The following is a 20714-nucleotide window of genomic DNA, read 5'->3' on the forward strand; positions in this document are numbered from 1 at the left end:
ATTTATTTACTTTTGAATAAGTATTTTGTCTGATTAAAATTATAGTTGAGCCCCAGTACTAACCGACCGGCACTAGCTGGGTGCCCAATATCTTCCTGAAATAAGGGTAATTGAAAAGCCAGGTTAATTCCCGCATTTTTGTAATAAATATCCAGGCCCGGGCCAAGCAAGGCATTGTTCATTTTATGTTCACCGGTTAACTCACCTTTAAATTTCTCGCCTTTGGTATACTCGTAAAAAAATTGCAGCGATGGGTTAATATTCCAGTTATCGTTTAGGTGGTAGCGGTAAAACAAATTGGCAAAGTGTGCCGAACTGTTCGCAATACTTTCGTGGTAATAGTTTTGCCCGTTTATTTTATAACTGGAGTTAAGGCTTAAACCAAACTTTTTATAACCCGCAATATAGTTTACATAACCAAAATAATCGACGCTGCCGGTACCCGTCTGGTACAACAAAGGATACCGAATACCCTCGTTGTTGGTCCGGTAATAATGACCGGTTGGTAACTTTAAACCGCCCCCTACAATTAACCGTTGCTGTACGCTGGCAACTTCAATTTGGCGCAACAAATGTATTCCGGCGAATAAATTTATATCACCCAAACCCGCCAGCGTTTTACGGTTTTGGTTGTATTGGGTAGTATTTTGGACAAAGGGTACAAAAGCATTTAGTTCTATTCGCTGGTGAATAAAGTATTTACCCCGGAATTCGGTAACCCGGTAAACTTCAAAATCTGTAGGGTTGCCGTTATGACTATGCGAGCCGCCATGTTCCTTATCAGCGCCACCGGTAAATAGCCCGCCACCTTCCGGAAAGAAATGCTTTTTTTGATTAAGACTTTGGTATCCATTAAAACTTCGATACCGGTGCAAAACCCCCATGCTGCTTTGATTGTCGTAAGGAGTAATACCCATAAAGCAGCCGCAGATATCGCAGGCCCGGGCATCTATAGTTAAAAATCCTCCAAGGATTATTAATAAGTAAAAATGTTTTTTCATAATTAAAAATTAAAATGGATCGGCAAAGCGTGGATCCGTAATGAATGTTTTATCGGTTAAAGCCTCCAGAAAAGCCAGCAATTGTTTTTTTTCCTCTTTGGACAAAGCAATACCAAGCCGAGACCCACCGAGTAATGGGTCGAGAGTAGCAGAAGTTTTTACGCCTTTGTCGTAATGCTCCAGTACCTGGGCCAAAGTTCGGAACCGGCCGTCGTGCATGTAAGGCGAACTTACCGCCACGTTGCGCAAACTAGGTACCCTAAACTTGCCCAAATCGGATGGTTGTTCCGTAATTATTTTCCGGCCCAAGTCTTTCTTAAATTCCGAATCCAGACCATTATTCCGGAAAGAATGATCGGTGAATAACCCGGGTTTATGACAAGTGCTGCACTTAGCTTCAAAAACTAATAAGCCTTGCTTTTGCTCTTCGGTAAGTGCATCGGTCTTGCCATTTACGTATTGATCGTATGGAGCATTTGCCGAAACCATTTCCCCGATAAACTGGGTCAATGCCTTAAATAATTGCTGGCTGTTAATAGTATCCTGGTGAAAAACCTTCCGGAATTGGGTGACATATTTTGGGTCACGGTTCAATTTGCGGATTACCAAACTTAAATTGGTACCCATTTCTAAAAGGTTCGTAATGGGCGCTAAAGGAACCAATTCCAAATGATTAACGCCTCCATCCCAGAAAAAGTCCGGATTCCAACGCAGATTGGCTAAAGCCGGTGTATTGCGGGTACCTAATTGATTGTTCAACCCATGACTAACGGAATGCTCTAAATCGGCAAAGCCGGCAAATTGTTTATGGCAGCTCCCGCAGGAAACAGAATTATCTTCCGACAAAATGGGATCATAAAACAGCTTTCGGCCTAACTCAAAACCTGCTTTAGTAAGAGGGTTATTCTGGTACTGGTAAACAGGATCCGGAAAATGATTTAACTGGGCATTTTTGGGCATAGTTAATTCCGCTGATTCTGGGCTACAAGCAAGTATACTTAAACTCAAAATCAACTGAATCAGAAGCCGGAAATTCCTAAGGGATTGGCAGCCCATAAACCTTACGGATGAATATGATCTACGGTAAACATATTCACGTAATTATCGGCTACTCTCACTGAGTTTTCGCCGCCCATGGTAGTAGCTAAATCGGCAAACTTAATGGTGTTTACTCCCTGAAACATATTCAATACATTTACTTTAAAATGTACTTCGGGATTTTTACCGCCTTCTACTTGCAGTTTAGTTCCGTTTAATGACGGGGAAATGGTGCGAATGGTGTTATTCGGTTTTTGAAAGCCTCCAATATGAAAAACCAATCCGCCATTTTGCGACTGCGGCGAAGTACCTTCCAGCTTTACGAAAACGTAGCCGCTTTTCCAGGTCCAGAACATACCGTTAGCCGGATCTAAAGCCCCGGTTTGCGCGCCCGAAACGTTGCGTACACTATCTACCCCAATGGTAAAAGTAAGCCCGGTGTATTCGCCGGCTGGTATTTCTTTTATGGTAATTAACTTTGAATCCGCGTTGCTTTCGTCTACCAGGTAATAACTTTCTGGTTGTTTGTATTCAGTTCCATCGGTTTTCTTCAGAATTATATTGCTGATGTAGTATTTAAACATAGAAACTTTAAACTGGTCGCCGTTGGCATTATTATAATCCTGATCGTCGAGCGATAAGGCAGCCTCTCCAACCACATTATCAAATTCTAAAGTAACCTGACCCGGTAAAGCCGGAATAGGATCCGGATCTTCTTTGCAGGAAAAAGTAATGAGTGCCATAAAAGCAATGGCCAAAAGGGGAGTATATTTAGAAAGTACGTTTTGCATAATTGATTTTTGATAAATAGTAAGGTGGTGCTATAAGCCATAAATCTGTGCAATACTGTAATTCCATAACGTACCGTTATAGAATTGACTATTGCACTAGATTACAGCGTAAAACTTTAAAATAAAAAGATAGAATAGATTGTGGGCAAACTTAGAAAAGTGCCTTACAGGAACGAGCAATAATTAAATTGCCGCAGAAAGAAGCTTAACGAGTACCTGGGGAGGGTGGAAATAATTTAATTGGGCAGAAAAAAGATAAAACACTGACTTAAAAGCCTGAAAAGAATTTTGCTTAAAAGCCGGAATAAAAGTAACCCGGAAAAGATTTTGGCAGAAAAGCGTTATTTCGAACTTCTGATTTTGATTTGTTGATTTTTTCTGCGCTTCTTCTGCTTTAGCCAATTGTTTTTTGAGATAACAATGTCCCTGGCAGTGCATCTGTGGCTTGGCCTTGTTCACGCACAAAAATTCAGCTATGTAGTTTTTATTGGCCTGATAATCTAATACAATCCATACCTTACTGAAGCTTTGCACCAGCATTACCACTAAAAGCAATATGGTTAAGGTACTTTTCAAGGTAATCTTTAGGCAGTAAAAGTATAGTTGCCAGTTATAGAATAAAAGTTTTTTACTGACTTTTTTAAATCTTCTTTTTATTAAGGAGTAGAAGTTTCAGAAAAACGCTCGTCTTTTAAGAAGGAATCATCGGTCAAAGTTTGCAAGAATTTAATAATCTTAGCTTTTTCAGCGGGAGTAAGCTCCAGGGATTTACCTTGAATTTTATTCGATGCTTCTATAATTAATGGGTCAAGATTAGGGCTGGCATTTTGAATATGATCGTTGTAATGGTTTAATACTTCTTCTAAGGTCTTTAACCGGCCATCGTGCATGTAGGGTGCAGTAACGGCAATATTCCGGAGAGAAGGTGCTTTAAACTTGCCGTTATCTGTGGCTTTACCAGTTACTGCTCCCCTACCCTTATCGGCAAAATCCACATCCAACCCGTTGTTATGAAATTGCTGCAAGGTAAAAAAATCGCTGCCGTGGCAATCGCCGCAATTCCCGCCGCGTAAGTTGCGGCTAGGATCCGGATGCGTGAAAAATAATTGCATGCCTTCTAATTCTTCTACAGTTAAAGTAGCTTCGCCGGCCCGGTATTTATCGTAACGGGAATTGGTGGAAATAAGCGTGCGGGTAAATTGGCCCAGTGCTTTCAGCATTAAATCCGAAGTAATAGTACTCGTGCCAAATGCTTTCTGAAATAAATTAGGGTAAGTAGCTGTATTTTGTAATTCCCGAACGGCTTCGTCCATATTTTGGTGCATTTCCAAAGGGTTTTCAATCGGAATTCGTGCCTGCGCTTCTAAAGAATTAGCTTCGCCCGCCCAATTAAAGGTTTTGTTCCAGGCTAAATTTACTAAACTCATGGAACTGCGGGTAGTTTGCTGACCATCTACACCGGTGCTAAAAGCCTGGCCATCCGTGAAAGCTAGTTTTTGCTGGTGGCAACTGCCGCATGAGATGGTATTATTGCCCGAAAGTCGTTTTTCGTAAAATAAGCGGCGGCCTAAAGCCACCCCCTCTACGGTTAGGGGATTATCTTCGGGAATAGAAGGCGGTTGAAAGCGATCTGAGAATTGCAATTGATAAGGTGTAGGAACAGGTACTGGCTCTATTTCCTTTTCTTTATCGGAAGAAGAACAAGCCACTAAAAAGAAACCAGCAAAAGCAAAAAGTAAGTAAAGTTGTTTCACCCGGATAATCAAAAATTTATCTTTTTTACTCAGAATGGTAGAAGTTCTTTGCTTTTATTTCAACTTATTTATAATTTTTTAAAAGCTAAATATTCCAGCATTATCCCTTCTACTAACGTGTTAATATCTGTTAATATTTCAAAATAGTATTAGTTAAACAACAAACACCTGTTGTTTCAAATCTGTTCTACCTTTAAATAATAATTATTATTTTTAATAATATTAGATCTCCACAAACAATTATCAAGCTAATTTGAATTTAAGTAAACCAGATTGTTTAGTTAAGAGAAAATAAATCCAGCCGGCTTCTTAAACAATATTTTCTTAAATCTGAATGAATAAGGAGTTAAACTATTTATCTTCCCCTTCTATGGTTCGTCATCCAACAAGGATCTAACCGGCAGAAAAGAAGAACCGATAAAAAGTAATACAAGTAATTACCTCCTTTAACCAAGAGTTTACTTTTAATATTGCTCTGGCAGTCGCTCTGAACCGGTTAGTTGCTTACAGGAGGGCGAACCAGAGAAGGGTACGTTAAAATTTTGATAAGTAAAATTACCAGTGTGGCCAAATAAACTGAAAGAAACGGAAAGGTGTAAAAAAACAGCGGCGCTAGGGTTAGCGCCGCTGTCAATAGTACTATTTCTTTTTGCGAGCTAATTCTAAAGCCTGTGTGGTAGTATAGTATTTAGCGAGCATGTTGGGTACCTCCCACTCCGGCATTTTACCAGTAGAAAGGAATTGCAGATATTTTTCGGTAACCTGGCCGAAATGGGCTTCGTGGCCGTTGTGGTATTTTTCGGGAGCAGTAACCGTCCAGGTAGAACCCGTTTTTTGAACGGTTACATCCGGAAATTTCTTCTGTACCTGGGCCAAACCAGTTTGCAGAGTAGATTCAAAGGTGTTTGAATCGGTTCCGGCAGCTGGCTCAATGGATAATACTGGTTTATAATTTTGTTCTTTCCCTTGCCGAATTACCAAATTAGCCTTGGTACCTTTCATAATAGAAAAATGGGTATCGCCGGCACCTTCGGGCGCTTCATAATTCCAGATAACCGAAACTTTGGCGTGCGTACCTTTTAACTGGTAGTTAATTTCGCCATTGGCGTACACTCCCAATAAAGAATCTTTGCCCACAGATTTTTGCAGGTAGTCCGGATAAGACGTTAAATTTGTTACTTTTTTAAATTGATCGGGAGTAAGTTTAGTTTGCCAGTGCCGGGCGCTATTTAACTTAATATCTTTGGTATAATCAATTACTTGCTCCGGATAAGCTTCCCATTGCACTAAATCTACCAGGTGGGTAGTTACATCCACAATCCCCTCGCCTTGCTGCGCCACGTCAAAAAACCAGGCCGGCCGGATAAGCGGTGCCCCGGATACGTATTTGAAAAAATGATGCACGCTTTCTTTGGTAATTGCCGGGTCAGTGGCCGTCCCTTTCTGCAAAGTGCCAAACACTTCCGGCAACTGCGAAAATTCACGTTGCAGCATTGTGGTAATTTCGTAGCGCTCCGTCATAATGTCGTAGAGCAGCACTTTATTTTTTTCGGCCGTGGCAAAAGCTTCTTTCAGCAAATTAAAGTTAGATGTATTAATAGCCATCGGTTTATCGGCCAAAACATTTAAACCGGCATCTATTGAGGCTTTAATGTACTCGGTTTTTTTCTGGTTGTTACCAGCCATTATTACCACATTGCCCGGTTTAGTGGCCAGCATTTTCTGTAAGTAATCAGGTCCGGTGTATACTTCTTCCTGCCATTGTGTGGGATCTTCCACCCGACCATTATACTGGTTAATCTTTTTTAAGTATTCGTCTACATCGGGCCCAGCGGGCGCAAAAACGTGTACTTGCGGATCAACGTTCGGGTACATCGACTTTTGCACCAAAGCCGCATGAAAGTGCCCCGGGTCGAGGTTAATTAATTTAATTTTACTGTTCACAGCAGAGGAATTAGTTTCCGATTCGTTGCTGGTTGCTTCTTTCTTATTACCCGAGCAAGAAAACAGAAATAGTAAAGCAAGTAGTTGCAGGACGGTTAAGGAGTTTTTTTTCATTCGTTTTATTTTAGAGCGAAAAATATAACCGGTAAAGAAAAAGGTTCTACCGCAGCAAATCAAAACTTAAGCAAATTTTAATTCCGAAATCGTAGCCAAAGATGAAATTTTACTAAATGAAGCTGATTAGCAATAATAAAAAATACGCCTAAGGTGGTGAGGACACCACCTTATTGTAGCCTTTACCAAATTTTTTGTTACTGAATTACTCCTTAAGGATAAACTTCTAAAATGCGAAACAGCTTCTATATTTATTCAAAAGAAGTTGATCTTTCTAAGCCATTTTATTCCTACTAGCTTCTTTGCTAATTACTATTATACTGTTCGCCATTATTAAAAATCTAAACCGGGTAAGTCAAACAGCGTTAGTTTCCGATCAAGGTTTTGATTAACTAGTATTATTCTCTTACTTAATCTTAATCTACCCTACTAAATACGGATAGCGTTGTGGACGGGAAAGCATACTATTGGCTTCGTCGTCGTTTTTAAATTTTTCTTTTACCGGATCCCAGTAAACTTTGCGTTTAAGTTTCATGGCAATCTGGTGAATTAAGCAGGTAGAGCAAGAACGGTGGCCTACTTCAATGGGAGCAATGGGCGGTTTACGCGATTTTATCGATTCCAGCCAATTACCGTGGTGATCGCTGCTTTCGTACAAGTGGATCTCGGTTGGGCCAATTTTAGAAGTTAACAATTTAGGATTGCTGGCTTCTAAAGCCTTAGTACCAGATTTTTTAGCTACCGGATCGCTGGCCGTAACGGAATAGTCGCCGCGGGTAACAAATATCCAACCTTCTGTACCTTCGTAACGGATACCATTGGGCAAGTCATTACTCACAATCATTTTTACGCCGTTCTCATAAAGCGCTTCGGTTCGGAATTTTCCGTGTACATCCCATAAACCTTGAGCTGGATATTCCGCCCAACCTCCTACTTCTACTGGACCTGTATATTCGGTATCCATGGCCCAATGCGCACAATCTACGTGGTGCGAACCCCAACCGGTAATCATTCCGGCTCCGAATTGCTCGCAACGTAACCAACCGGGCCGGCTATAATCATTTTGCGGATGCACGCGTTTTTCGGTGTAGTACACGTAAGGCGTTGAACCTAACCAGGCATCGTAATTTAAATTTTTCGGAACAGGCATTTCCGGCTCTTCTTCGCCGGCCGGGTCACCGGGTAAACCTACCAATACCGTTTTTAATTGGCCAATGCGGCCATTACGCACCAATTCGGCGGCGTACCGAAACTGCGCCGACGAGCGTTGCTGACTACCAATCTGTAAAATTCTACCGGTGCGGTGGACAGCATTACTCAGGGACCGCCCTTCCGCAATGGTAAGGGAAGCTGGTTTTTGCAAATACACGTCTTTACCTGCTTCTACGGCATGAATACCAATGTACGCGTGTTGGTGATCCGGGGTGCTAATAACTACGGCATCAATATCTTTGTTTAGTAATAATTCCAGATGGTTGTAATACACTTTTACACCGTCGTAAAGCTTATTTGTTTTTTTGCTGTAATAAGAGTTTACTAAATCTTTTGCCTGACCGGCTCGTTTTTGGTCCAGATCGCAAACGGCCATTATACGGGCTTGTTCGTGCTTCCAGATGCCGGGCATGTCGTGGTCGCGCGAAATACGGCCGGTACCAATTGCTCCAATGTTTATTTGATTACTAGGCGCATTTTTACCTAAAACCGCCGCTGGCACAATGGTCGGGAATCCGGTAATAGCCAAACCAGAGGTAACCGTACCGGCAACTGCTTTTTTTAAAAAACTCCGCCGCGAAGCATTAAACGAATCATTGTTCTCCATAAAGACTACGGGTTAATACCTTTATAATTCCTGACAAATCAATTCAGCTTGAAAACTGTTATTCTTAATACCGCACGGCTTCGTCGTGGGTAGAGGCGTAAGCTTTGGTATAATCTAATTTACGTACCTGGCCAGCAACATACTGAATCCCCTGCCAAATATGCCGTAAATAAGTTGCATCCTGGTAGTCGGTTTTGGCATGACCAAGGGCGGTAATCCAAACTAAGCCACCATCAAATTTTTGGTACCAGGCCGCCGGGTAAAGAGTGGTATATGGGCCGGCAATACTTTTCATTTTTTCACTTTCGTTCGGATTCAGGTTAGTTAAATCATGGGCCAGAAAAGTATGCGTACCCGGGTAAAGGTCTTTCATGAAATAACATTCATCTTCTTTTGCCCAAATTTTGGGCAAACCCTGCGCACTTGGTTGAGCAGGATCAATGAGAACGATTTTTAATTTTTGAAAAGGTGGGTGCCAGACAAAGGAACCACCCAGCATCATTTTAAACCAGGGCCAATTGCGTTCGGTACCAACAACGGAGTGAAGCCCCACAAAACCGCCACCCGCCTGCATGTATTTCCGGAAAGCCAGCCGTTGCTCGTTGGTATCAAAAACATCGTTGTTGGTACTCGGAAAAAGTAAAAGCGTATATTTCTTGAGATTTTCGGTAGTAAATACTTGTGGTTGATCACTTACGTCCACTTTAAAACCATGCTGCTGCGCTAGTTTCTGAATAGCCGCCACAGCACTCGGAATATTATCGTGTACGTAACCCTTTCCATTTTTAGTATAAACCAGTACCGAAACGTTTTTACCGGAAAACTTAGTCTGAGCCCAAACCGGTTTTAAAAGAAACAAACATATTAAGAGTAAACTAAAGCAGTATCGGAACAGAATTCGCATAGCAAGCATTTTAAGCTTTTAAATATAAATAATTTGCTGATATACTGCTTAAACGTTTAAATAAAACATCCTTAAAGTCGAAGAATGCAGCAGAACACACCTCGAAAAAAGAAGGAAAACTTCTCTTTTAATCTACTATTCCATGAAAGTTTATTAATTTTTTCTACTTTAAAAGTAAAAGCATTAGCTAAGTACACCTGACACCAGTTTGGCTATGGAGCACCTGCTAGTCTTCCGGTGTGGCGCAGCCACATTCCGCAGATACTGTCGAGGAAAGGAAGAATAGCGAGTGCGATAGAGCCAAATGAGGCCCGCCGGCCATGTAGCAAAACATGAAATATTAAATAAGATATCACCACAGAATGGAGACTTGAAAAGGCTCCTAATAAATCACTAAATTTAATAAATTATAAAAATACCAGTTACCTGCTTTCTAAAAAGCAAATAACTGGTACTAAAAAAAAGAATTTATTTAAACTGTTACTACTTTGCCTAAATTTTTATAGCTGGTGGTAATGCTATCAAGCGGGTTGCCCGGAGTAACATCCTGCTCAACAAAATAATATTCCATACCTGAAGTATTAGCTGCATCAAAAATGCGTTTAAAATCGATGGAACCGTTACCTACTTCGGTAAAGAATTTCTTCTCGGTTTTATCCATGTCTTTCACGTGCCAGAGCGGGAAACGACCCGGATTTTTTTCGAATAAACCTATCGGATCATTGCCGGATTTAGTAGCCCAGTAAAGATCCAGTTCCATTTTTACTAAATCTTTGTCGGTCTGAGCCAGCATTAAGTCATACGGTCTTTGGCCATCCACGGTCTCAAACTCGAAATCATGATTATGGTAAGCAAACTGCAAACCGGCCTTTTTACAAGCTTCGCCCGCTTTGTTAAACAAGGCTATATGGCTCTTATAATCATCCAGGTTCCGGCGTTCATTGGGTGCCAGGTAAGCGCAAGTCAAATATTTTTGACCGGATTCAGCCGCCATATCAACGAGCTTTTGCAAATCGTAGGTGAGGGTTTCATGCTCTGGTTTTTTGCCTCCTGTGTTATAACCTACTTGCACGTGCGAACTTCTGAGCTGCATGCCCATACCTTCCAACATCGAAGCAAATTCTTTCGGCTTCATGCCGTAATAATGGCCCTTGGAACCGGCAGCCGACTCCATATTTTTATACCCGATGTCGGCTATTTTCTGCAAGGTGCCTTTTAAATCTTTCTCGAGTAATTCACGAACGGTATACAATTGCAAACCTGGAGCCGCTAAATTGGTCGCCGTAGATGTTTGGTTGGAGGCAGCAGTAGCCGTACTATCCGCCGAAGCAGTTTCGGAAGTAGTTTTGGCATCTTTGGTGTTACAACCCGGGAGCATTAAAGTTCCCAAACCTCCTAACATTAAGGCGCCGGAAGCTCTCAAAAAATTTCTTCTATTTTGCATAGTTTTAAATAATAAACTTATAAAAGTAAAAATGTACGTGTCGTGCCTGGCTCCTTCCATAACTTGGAGCAAATTTCAAAATCTGAATAAAAGAAAGAGACCTTAGCTTGTGGTTTATACTCTTTATTAACCCAGTTTATTCTTTCGTCCTAATCCAAACCGTTATTCCAATCAGGAAGATGCTGGTTTAATCCGGAAATAAAAAATATTTTGGGGGAATTCGGGAAACAGTAAAGCTTTTTGAATAAATTTTAATTATTATGCCTGAACCCCATTACTTTTGTCTTTTCTTAAGGAAATTAATTCTTTAATCCGATTTACTTTCATGGTTCAGAAAGGCTACGATTATTTTAAATAGTGATTTTGAAACCAGCTCGAAAGGCTAAATTGTTATAAACAGGTTCTAACTCCCATAATTCGCAACTCTAGTATATTACTCATTTAGATATGCAAGCTAAAGTATTAAAAGTACACCCGCAGGACGATGTAATTGTAGCCCTCACCGACCTGAAAAAAGGAGAAGCCATTCTCTTTGAAAATGAAACGTATTTGCTGCAAGACAATGTAGCCGCCAAACATAAATTTGCCGCTAAAGATTTTGCCGTGGGCGATCCGGTTACCATGTACGGAGTATTAGTGGGCAAAGCCATGTTGCCCATTCTGCGGGGCGGACTTATATCAACGGCCAATTTAAAACACGCCGCTTCGGATTACAGCGGCCGCACCAAACAATATACCTGGACGGCACCCGAGGTAAGCAAATGGCAAAACCGCACCTTTAATGGTTTCCACCGCCCCGACGGTAAAGTGGGTACTGCTAATTACTGGCTGTTTGTGCCAACCGTATTTTGCGAAAACCGGAACCTGGATATTATAAAAGAAGCCCTGACCAAAGAACTTGGGTACGGCAAAAGTCAGAAATACCAAAACCAGGCGCGGCAATTAGTGGAATTATACAAACAAAGCCACTCCGCGGATGCTATTGCCAGCACCGACTTTAAATTATACGCCGAAGAATTTGAAACCAGACGGGTTTTCGAAAACATTGACGGTATTAAATTTTTAACCCACCAGGGTGGCTGCGGCGGAACGCGTCAGGACTCTGAAATTTTAAGTAAATTATTGGTAGGCTACATGGACCATCCTAACGTAGCCGGAGTTACTATATTAAGTTTAGGTTGCCAGCATTTGCAGTACGACCAGATGCAGCAGCACATCCGGGAACGCAATCCGAACTTTGATAAGCCGGTTTACTTTTTTGAGCAGCAAACCAGCCAGAGCGAAGAACAATTACTGGGTGATGCCATAAAACAAACTTTTGTAGGTTTAATTGAAGCTAATAAACAAACCCGGCAACCGGCCCCACTGAGTAAATTAGTTTTAGGGGTAAAATGCGGCGGCTCCGATGGCTTTTCGGGTATTTCGGCTAACCCGGCATTGGGTTATGCGGCAGATTTAGTAGTAGCTTTAGGCGGTTCGGTGTTGCTCGCCGAGTTTCCGGAATTAAACGGTGTGGAACAAGAACTGGTAGACCGCAGCGTAGACGACGAAACGGCCAACAAATTTATCCGGCTCATGAAAGGCTACTCCGCCCAGGCACAAGCCGTAGGTTCTGGTTTTGATATGAATCCTTCGCCGGGGAATATTAAAGACGGTTTAATTACCGATGCTATTAAAAGTGCCGGGGCCGCAAAAAAAGGCGGAACTGCTCCCGTGGCCGATGTATTGGATTACACCGAGCCCGTGCGTAAACCCGGTTTAAGTTTAGTTTGTACCCCTGGTAACGACGTAGAAGCCACCACCGGTAAAGCAGGTTCCGGAGCCAACATTATTGTATTTACCACGGGTTTGGGTACGCCAACCGGCAACCCCGTTTGTCCGGTAGTTAAAATATCTACCAACACCAAACTGGCCCAGCGCATGGCCGACATCATAGACCTGGACACCGGCGACATTATAACCGGCCAAGCCACCATCGAAAGCAAAGGCGAAGAAATCCTGGAGTTCTGCATCAAAGTAGCCAGCGGCGAAATTATCCCCAAAGCGGTACAATTAGGTCAGGACGATTTTATTCCGTGGAAGCGCGGCGTGTCTTTGTAGGCAGTTCTTTTTTAATAAATTAAGTATTTTAATAGTATACAGGAGCCTGAATTACTCTATTTGTATGTCAGTATGTGTCAGATAAACGGAGTAATTCCGCATATATACAAGTTGTGCATTAGATCACTTCATGAAGTATTATCTGGGAGCATATTATTTTATTAAACTGCATAAGGCAAATTACGGCTCCATCAAGGACGCTAGAATTTACACATGTAGTACCTGTATAAATGACTCCTACTTCGATAGTTGGTCAATAACTTGGAGCTCAGTCAATAACAGCGACAATGTTAAAAAAGCCATAGAAGAGTTTAACCTGACTGACACACAAATTACAGATATTCAAACTTGGGCTGACCAAAAAATTGAAGAAAAGAAAATAGGCTGGATAAATACTTTCTATGATTATGATGTACTAAGTGAATACAAGAATAAGTTTTTCAGAAATGTTCAAGACTATCTGATTCTTAGCATCAACTTTCCAGAATCAGAAAAGAATGACTTGTTGGAAGAGTTTAGTATTATAGAAAAAGGTATAGGAGCAATTGGACTTTGGGAGAATCTAAACAGAAATATTCCTGAAGTAACTGACGAATCAGAAATTGTGATTGGATTTGATCTAATTGGAGTAGAACTAAGCGGTGACTTTCATACCTTTCATTGCCATGACCTTGCTAGTGAATTAATTCAGATATTCATTATTAAAATCAATCAGTACTGACTGATAGCTAACGAAGATAATTGGGAGCAGATGGTTGAATATTTGAACGATGAATAAAATGGATTTGAGCCTGTTCCTTGGTTCTTTGTCAAAGTAAAAATGATAGACGAAAAGAAAAAAGTATTTGCATAACAAGGCCTAATACTCATAGCTGCTCTCGGGACAACAGCGTTTTTTAGCCAAAACGTAACCATTGATTTAAAATAAATAGAATGAACAATAAATCTCAGAACAAAAGACCCTCCTAGAGTTAAAAAATTACGCGAGACATTAAGTTTTATATTTGCCTTAATTAATTCTTTATCATTTTTTTTGCATTTAAGAATACGAAATCATCCAATCCATTTCCAAAATTACTAAATGATACCACCAGACGACCGCCTGTTAATTAAAGGAGAGATTGCTGATTACTGGTTAGATGCAGAAGGTATTTTGTATTCTTACTCCAAAAACCCGAAGCGTACCGTGCAGATTATTGCCGCTAATATTGCTTTAGTAAAACAAATTACCGGGAATAAAAAAGTGCCTTTATTAATTTATTTGAGCAACTCTCCCGTGCCAGATAAAGAAACCCGTAAATTTTCGACGGAGCAACTTCCCGAAATTTATAAAGCTATGGCAATGGTGTCTAAACCCGGACTAGCGCAGTTAATCATGCGTATTTTGTTTAAGTTTAAATCGCCACCTATTCCCATGAAATCTTTTTCAGATGACCAACAAGCCCGGGAATGGCTTAAACAATTTGTATAAAGGGCGAACCAATTACCATTACTCCCGAAGATATTCTCAAGGTTCAGGAGCAACTATCTTCAGCCAAAATATTGCGGTACACATGGATACCGTCAATCACTGTTTCGTAAAACCCAACGACTTAAAAATTATTTACCGCTAAAAACCCGTTGGCAATAATTGCTATTTCTGCCGATGGAGAAATTATTTAGGGGTAAAATCAAACTTAAATAAACAGGGAACTGCGGTCTGGAAATTAAACATTCAAGTTATTTTTTTACCTTTCCGGTTACCGCACGAAATTACTTTTTTTAGATCTGAATGACACTTAAGGAAATAATAATCCAGAAAATCCAGCAAGAAGGCCCCATTTCTTTTCGCGATTACATGGAAATGGCATTGTATTACCCCGAATTAGGCTATTATACTTCAGCACAGCATAAAATAGGTACCCAGGGAGATTTTTATACCAGTTCCAGCCTAGGGTCGGCTTTTGGTACTATGGTTGGCCGGCAACTCGAAGACATGTGGGAGCAACTGGGCAAAGAAGCTTTTACTATTGTAGAATACGGAGCCGGAACCGGGGCTTTGTGCCACGATATTCTGAATTATTTGAAAAACAACGAAGAACTGTACGCCCAACTACGCTACTGCATTATCGAAAAAAGCCCCTGGATGCGGCAGATAGAAGCAAGCCACTTAGCCGAAAAAGTTAGCTGGCACAGTTCTATTCAGGAGCTGGCACCTTTTTCGGGCTGCGTTTTATCGAATGAGTTAATTGATAATCTGGCGGTACACCAGATTGTAATGGATAGTGAACTGATGGAAGTATTCGTGGATTACCAGGAAGGTTTTACAGAAAAGCTAATCCCTGCCTCTACTGCTTTAAAAGATTACCTGACCGAAATGAACGTGGTTTTGCCTCTAAATTTCCGGACAGAAATTAATTTGGAGGCGCTGGATTGGCAGCAGGAAATTGCCTCGTCAATGAGCAAAGGCTACGTACTAACCATTGATTATGGATTTACATCCGACGAATTGTACCAGGATTACCGCCGCACGGGTACCATTGTTTGCTACCACAAACACCAGGTGAACGAGAATCCGTACCAGAATATCGGGGAACAAGATATTACTACCCACATTAACTTTTCGGCCTTAATTCATTACGGGGCTAAACACGGGCTGGAACTTTGCGGCTACACCAACCAAGGCCGTTTTTTATTAGCCTTGGGCTTTAAAGAATATTTAAAAAGTATAGCCGTTCCCGGCCAAGACGAAGCCAACTTTAAGCAAGAACTTTTTTTAACCCAAACTTTGCTGATGGATATGGGCCGTAAGTTTAAAGTACTCATTCAGGGAAAAGGAATACCCACCAAAGAGCTTTTAGGCTTAAAGCTTTCGTAACCGAATATTCACGTAAATGGAAAGTAAGGCTGCTAAGCCAAATGAAGTGGCCGTAATACTATCAACAAAAGTTGCATTGAGGTCCTGGGTCAATATTTTATCAGCATAGTACTTGATAAAGGAATTAGGGAGATTTTGTTCGCCTAGTTTTCTTTAATTTGCCACTGGTAATCGGTAATGGGCAATAGCCCCAGCCGTACCTAATGCCTAAAATTACCCAGCAAAAAATAGTTATTCCTACACCAATCAAATGCAACTTTCGAGTAGCAGGCCAAATCCAACCAGATAAATTAAATCCTATTATAAACAAGTGAATGAAGGTAAAAAGAGCATCCAGCCAGGTTAACATAGAAAAATAACTTTAAACTTATTTCCTGTTTACTGGCAAGATTATATTCTTACCTTATTCATTTTCCTAGCGTTATACACTTGGTTTTCAAGAAAATAAGGTTGTCGTTTGCTGAATTATTTACTTTCTAGCTTCTTTTCTGGCTTCTCTTCTCTCTTCCCGGCGTTCTTTTCGTTCTTCCTTCTTCTCCGCTTTTTTCTCCTGAACATTTTCTTTTACCGCATCTAAAACCGTTTTAAGTTTACCCGAAGTATTTAGGTTTATTTTACTATCCTGTAAGATATTCGATTGGGTAACCAATTCCGTTTTTAGCTTTACGTCGTAGCTCACGTCTTTTCCTTCTTTTACAAAATCAATAAGGGTTTTACCCATTTCTTTAAAAGTAAGCTGTACCGGAATAGTAAAGTTGGCGGTACCTTTGGCGGGTATGTTTATAGTGCCGGGTTTGTTGCCTTCTACGGCTTCGTTATCTTCTATTTTAACTGAATACGCCATATCTTTCAGGCCTAAAGAAAAAACATTGCGGTTTTTAACCGTAGCTGCCACTTGCATGGTGGCTCCTTTAAATTTTAAATCAGTTATTTTAATGTCCGTAATTTTTACTTCGGGTATTGTTACCAAAGGCAATCGTTTTTCTACTTTCAGGTTAAATTTATCTTTAGGAATAAGTTTGGTTTTGGAAAAAATAGTGGCATTTACCCGGTAATTAACGCTGTCTTGGCCTTGCTGCGCCAAACGGTCGGTTACTTCTTTCAGTTTATCGTAATACAAAGTAAGGGGTAAAGTAATTTTCGTGCTGTCTTTGGCTTCTAGTCGCAAAGTATCGGGGTACGTCGTGCGGGCTACTTGCTGGTCGGCGATAAAAACTTCGTAGTACAAACTATCAATGGTAAAACCAATGGGTGCCGGATTATCAATAATCATTTTCATTTTTACGTCGGCCCGTTCAGCAGTTAAGTTGGTGAGCTGCATACTCGTTAGAGTAAGTTTGGGAACAATGTAATCCGCAACTTTTTTATCTGACTTCTGAAATTTTACTAACGCGTAGCCAATTGCCAGTAGCACGGCTAAAATTATTAATCCGATAATCCAATTCTTTGCTTTTTTTTGATTACTCATCTTCGTATTTCCTTTACGTTTAATACCTCTACCCGGAATGATCCGGATATGGATTGCCTGCTCCGTAATACCCTACGAAATTTTTATATTTTGGCTGAACAAATACTTGAAAATTAAGCGTATAAAAACACTCGTGTATAAACTTAATAGTTCTTCTTTTTAAATAGTTGTTAAAAAATTTACCTAGAAATTATTAAATGAAACATTCCATAAAATTTATTTTACTTTTTGCTTTGACTGTTCTGTATGCGTGTAATCTATTCGCACAAAAAAAGAATCCCGTACCGGCCATAAACGACAGTATTATGATTACGATTTTCCTAAAACACCAGCAAGACAAAAACCTGGACTCTTTGCGGAAAATACAACTCAGAAATAAGTTTATAGAGCGTTTTCCGCCGAAATCGGCAAGAGTAGTTTCGTGGTACGTGATGATGGGAATTGGCCAGGTAGTTACCGTAAGAATACCCGCTTCGCAATTGCGAACTTTAAACCTTTCTATTGAGCAAGGTGCCTGGGGTGCTTTCGAAACGGAGTTTTATCCTACTTATGATTTTGTACCAGTTTGGAAGGAATCTCTTAAAAATAGTAAATAATTAATGCGCAAAGGTCAGGTTTTGCATTTCCTCAGTCTATGACGCAACTTACTTGGAGCCTTTTTAAGGCTCCCTTTTACGGTGCTAATTTGGTTTCACGGTCTAAGTCTGCCTCGTGGCCGGCGGGCCTCGTTTGGCTATTTCGGGCTGCTTAGCGAACCTTGGCTCGTTCCACTGCGCCATGCCTCCTGCGTCGGCACCGGAACGCTAAAACCTCAATAGCCAAACTGGTGTTAGTTGCTAGTAGCTCCTGGTATTACTACTACTTATTAACTTCTCCAATTATTCTAAAAATATTCCAAGCTCCCCTCCTATTTTTAGCAGAGATAGGGGTGGTAAAAAATAGTAACTTAATTTAACTCACGAGCTTTAGAAAATTAGTAATAGCTACATAGTGAATAGAAAAAGTCAGTAAAAACAAGAAAGGCTTTAGCTACCACGTAATGACACCAGTTTGGCTATGGAGCACCTGCTAGAGTTCCGGTGCCGCAGGCATTCCGCCGACGGAGTCAAGGAAAGGAAGGCTAGCGAGTGCGGAAGAGCCAAACGAGGCCCGCCGGCCAGGAGGCAAACTTAGCCAGGTCAAACAAGTTAGCACCTAAGCATGGAGACTTGAAAAGGCTCCAAAGAAAACGCTTACTATCAAGCAAAATCTATCATAGCTTTCCAATAGGATTTCAATTTTAACATTGCTTCGGCAAACGCAGTGAACTAGTTAGAACCTTGCAGGATGACGAGCAAGAGAAGGGTACGTCTGATATCTGATGCCTATAGCCAAATCTAGGTGCAGGACAAGCTTGCTTTGGAAACTTACCAGGTTTGCTCATTCGCAAAAGAGTTAGCAAAGGCTTTAGGGCATTAGATCCTTATTACCAGAAATTTAGATACCTAACAACCAAAACCAATAACGAACAACTATGTTACTGCTGCGTTTGTTCTTGCATTTGGGTGGTTAGAACATCAACGTAATACGAGGTGTAGTTTTGGCCTTGGGTTTTAAGAATGCCACGTAATGGGCTGCAATCGCTGTAATCTACGCCGTGGGCGGCTTTAATATGATCAATACTTACTAAAAGATTATTTGTCGGGTCAAAACCAAACCAGCCATGTCCGGGAATAAATGCTTCGGCCCAGGCGTGCATTACCGCCGAACCCACTAAACTGCCCCCCTGATTTAAATAACCCGATACGTAGCGGCAAGGAATGCGGTTAAGCCGGGCAATGGCCAAAAACAAATGCGTATAATCCTGGCAAACACCCTTACCTAAATAAAAAACTTCGCTGGCGGTGGTATGCACATTGGTGGGTACCGGATCAAATTCCAGTAACTCATATACGTATTGGTTTAATTGAGTAAGATAATCAATAACAGGTTGCTTGTGCGGACGGTTTAACAGCCGCGTATGATACGATTCCAGAATACTGGTGTAATGGGTAAAACCCAAATACAAATGATGATCAATGTAAAAATTACGGGAAGCCAAAATAGCTTGTTCTTCGGCAAATGGTAAAGAATCTACTATTAGCCAGGGCTGGCTTTTTTCTACGGTGGCCCGCATTGTAAATTTAAATTCGTTAAAATGTTTTGCGGAGCGCAAGCAGGCTACCTGGAAATCAAAAGGATTACCATGGTAATAAAGTTCTTGCCCTAACGAATTGTAATACGTTAACTTAGTTATTCTTTGGGTAGCATCGGTGCAAGGCGCTACTAACAATTCAAAGAGGGCTTCGGTTACCGGAGCTTCGTACTGGTTATGCGTATGGTAATTAATGGTATATTCGGTAGCCATTTGTTAGTACTTGGTAAAAATTAGTAAACAAGATATTTTTCTTCCAGTAGTCTGCCCAATTTGTATAACTTTTCGAGCGCTTTATTTAAAAAGGCAATGGTATCATCTTCTACTTCATCAATAGTCATGTATTGAAGTTGCGCGGCGCTTTTCCCCACCTTAAACGTAATCGAATCTTTACCTTTTGCTTCTTGAAAAGCAATATTCTGAATGTTTTTTTGGATGTAGGTTAGGTTATAAGACAGCGATTTTGGAAATAAAGCGTTAAAAAGTAAAAAATCAAGAATATTGCGGCGCTGAATATTGGTTTTATAATAGCGTTTGTACATATCAAATGCTTGGGCGCTTTTTAACAACAAAGTCCATTGGTAATTTTCCGATGGGCCACCTCGCCTGGATGGATCTATTTTCTCGACGTCGTATAAAGTTGTTAAAATCATTTTACAGATTTGAACGGCTCTTTCTAAATTAATTCCTAAGGAGATCAGCATCCATACTTCGTCGCGGATAAGCGTATTGGCAATTAATCCTTTTATAACCGAACTATTTTCTTCTACCTCCCGGGCAAAACTGAAAATTCCTTTTTGTTGGAACCGAACTCCGTCGTATTTATTAATACTGTGGTAAAACCGGTTAATGGCTTCCCATAATTCCATCGAAATGCTGTCGCGAGTACCCCGGGCATTCTCCCGGATTAAGTTAACGGTAGATACAATAGAATAAGAATTATTTTCGTCTATGGTAATAAAGCAGAGAACATCATCGTCATTTAGTTGCGTATACTTTTGATAATAATCTGCCTGAATGCCTACCATGGTTAAAATAGATTCCAAAGTATTTTCTTTGTTTTGCGCTAAAGGAGCATCTAACGACGAAACGTAATGAACCTTAGTGTAACGGGCTACGTGCTCTGCCCGCTCAATGTAGCGCCCCATCCAGAACAAACTATTACCAATTCTCGATAACATAGTGTGGGTTTAAAGGTTGAAAAGCAGTTTTAAAAATTTACGAAATACCTGGTATTATAAAATAATGAATCATTCACGTGTTGCAGTACTGGTCTATTAGCCATGAAATATAGCTTAACAAAAATT

18 protein-coding genes are annotated in these 20714 nt (G+C 40.7%); 5 read left to right on the forward strand and 13 right to left on the reverse strand.

What is annotated here, in order from left to right:
* Window positions 1-2: 2 nt before the first annotated feature.
* The 9 genes from HUW48_RS14200 to HUW48_RS14240 form a co-directional block, all read right to left on the reverse strand.
* Window positions 3-1001 carry a hypothetical protein gene (locus HUW48_RS14200; protein WP_182411579.1) on the reverse strand — a complete coding sequence of 333 codons (999 nt, stop codon included), beginning with the start codon at window positions 999-1001 and terminating at the stop codon, window positions 3-5.
* A 9-nt stretch (window positions 1002-1010) separates the two neighbouring features.
* Window positions 1011-1961 (reverse strand): cytochrome-c peroxidase, encoded by a 951-nt coding sequence (locus HUW48_RS14205; RefSeq protein ID WP_182411580.1) that lies wholly within the window; start codon window positions 1959-1961, stop codon window positions 1011-1013.
* A gap of 101 nt (window positions 1962-2062) precedes the next feature.
* Window positions 2063-2830 carry an MbnP family protein gene (locus HUW48_RS14210; protein ID WP_182411581.1) on the reverse strand — a complete coding sequence of 256 codons (768 nt, stop codon included), beginning with the start codon at window positions 2828-2830 and terminating at the stop codon, window positions 2063-2065.
* A gap of 183 nt (window positions 2831-3013) precedes the next feature.
* Complete coding sequence (locus HUW48_RS14215) at window positions 3014-3406, reverse strand: hypothetical protein (protein WP_182411582.1); 393 nt, start codon at window positions 3404-3406, stop codon at window positions 3014-3016.
* 80 nt (window positions 3407-3486) lie between these two features.
* Window positions 3487-4584, reverse strand: coding sequence for a cytochrome-c peroxidase (locus tag HUW48_RS14220; RefSeq protein ID WP_246343477.1), 1098 nt, complete (start codon window positions 4582-4584; stop codon window positions 3487-3489).
* Window positions 4585-5223: 639 nt separating this feature from the next.
* Entirely contained in the window at window positions 5224-6642 is a 1419-nt protein-coding gene (locus HUW48_RS14225) for a putative oxidoreductase C-terminal domain-containing protein (protein WP_182411583.1), read from the reverse strand.
* 421 nt (window positions 6643-7063) lie between these two features.
* Window positions 7064-8461 (reverse strand): Gfo/Idh/MocA family protein, encoded by a 1398-nt coding sequence (locus HUW48_RS14230; protein ID WP_182411584.1) that lies wholly within the window; start codon window positions 8459-8461, stop codon window positions 7064-7066.
* A gap of 64 nt (window positions 8462-8525) precedes the next feature.
* Window positions 8526-9320 carry a ThuA domain-containing protein gene (locus HUW48_RS14235; RefSeq protein ID WP_246343478.1) on the reverse strand — a complete coding sequence of 265 codons (795 nt, stop codon included), beginning with the start codon at window positions 9318-9320 and terminating at the stop codon, window positions 8526-8528.
* A 517-nt stretch (window positions 9321-9837) separates the two neighbouring features.
* Window positions 9838-10809 (reverse strand): sugar phosphate isomerase/epimerase family protein, encoded by a 972-nt coding sequence (locus HUW48_RS14240; RefSeq protein ID WP_182411586.1) that lies wholly within the window; start codon window positions 10807-10809, stop codon window positions 9838-9840.
* 447 nt (window positions 10810-11256) lie between these two features.
* Between HUW48_RS14240 and HUW48_RS14245 the strand changes: the two genes are divergently transcribed.
* From HUW48_RS14245 to HUW48_RS14260, 4 genes are all read left to right on the forward strand, one after another.
* Entirely contained in the window at window positions 11257-12909 is a 1653-nt protein-coding gene (locus HUW48_RS14245; RefSeq protein WP_182411587.1) for a UxaA family hydrolase, read from the forward strand.
* A 130-nt stretch (window positions 12910-13039) separates the two neighbouring features.
* Window positions 13040-13630 (forward strand): hypothetical protein, encoded by a 591-nt coding sequence (locus HUW48_RS14250; protein ID WP_182411588.1) that lies wholly within the window; start codon window positions 13040-13042, stop codon window positions 13628-13630.
* A 360-nt stretch (window positions 13631-13990) separates the two neighbouring features.
* Entirely contained in the window at window positions 13991-14380 is a 390-nt protein-coding gene (locus HUW48_RS14255; protein WP_182411589.1) for a SpoIIAA family protein, read from the forward strand.
* Window positions 14381-14680: 300 nt separating this feature from the next.
* Window positions 14681-15766, forward strand: coding sequence for a class I SAM-dependent methyltransferase (locus HUW48_RS14260; RefSeq protein WP_182411590.1), 1086 nt, complete (start codon window positions 14681-14683; stop codon window positions 15764-15766).
* Between the two features lie 124 nt (window positions 15767-15890).
* On the opposite strand, the gene HUW48_RS27615 is transcribed toward HUW48_RS14260, so the two are convergent.
* Window positions 15891-16115: a DUF2784 family protein gene (locus HUW48_RS27615; protein WP_220463933.1), complete on the reverse strand. Its 225-nt coding sequence runs from the start codon at window positions 16113-16115 to the stop codon at window positions 15891-15893.
* A gap of 120 nt (window positions 16116-16235) precedes the next feature.
* Window positions 16236-17234 (reverse strand): NDR1/HIN1-like protein, encoded by a 999-nt coding sequence (locus HUW48_RS14270; RefSeq protein ID WP_182411591.1) that lies wholly within the window; start codon window positions 17232-17234, stop codon window positions 16236-16238.
* Between the two features lie 305 nt (window positions 17235-17539).
* Here HUW48_RS14270 and HUW48_RS14275 point away from each other — a divergent pair, with 305 nt between their 5' ends.
* Entirely contained in the window at window positions 17540-17830 is a 291-nt protein-coding gene (locus tag HUW48_RS14275) for a hypothetical protein (protein ID WP_182411592.1), read from the forward strand.
* Window positions 17831-18750: 920 nt separating this feature from the next.
* Here the strand turns inward: HUW48_RS14275 and HUW48_RS14280 are convergent.
* Both HUW48_RS14280 and HUW48_RS14285 read right to left on the reverse strand, forming a co-directional pair.
* Window positions 18751-19620 (reverse strand): transglutaminase-like domain-containing protein, encoded by an 870-nt coding sequence (locus tag HUW48_RS14280; RefSeq protein ID WP_182411593.1) that lies wholly within the window; start codon window positions 19618-19620, stop codon window positions 18751-18753.
* Window positions 19621-19640: 20 nt separating this feature from the next.
* A complete protein-coding gene (locus tag HUW48_RS14285) occupies window positions 19641-20588 on the reverse strand; it encodes an alpha-E domain-containing protein (protein ID WP_182411594.1) in 948 nt (315 codons plus the stop codon).
* Window positions 20589-20714 lie beyond the last annotated feature (126 nt).

The sequence above is a fragment of the Adhaeribacter radiodurans genome, from assembly GCF_014075995.1.
GTDB classification, from domain to species: Bacteria; Bacteroidota; Bacteroidia; order Cytophagales; family Hymenobacteraceae; genus Adhaeribacter; species Adhaeribacter radiodurans.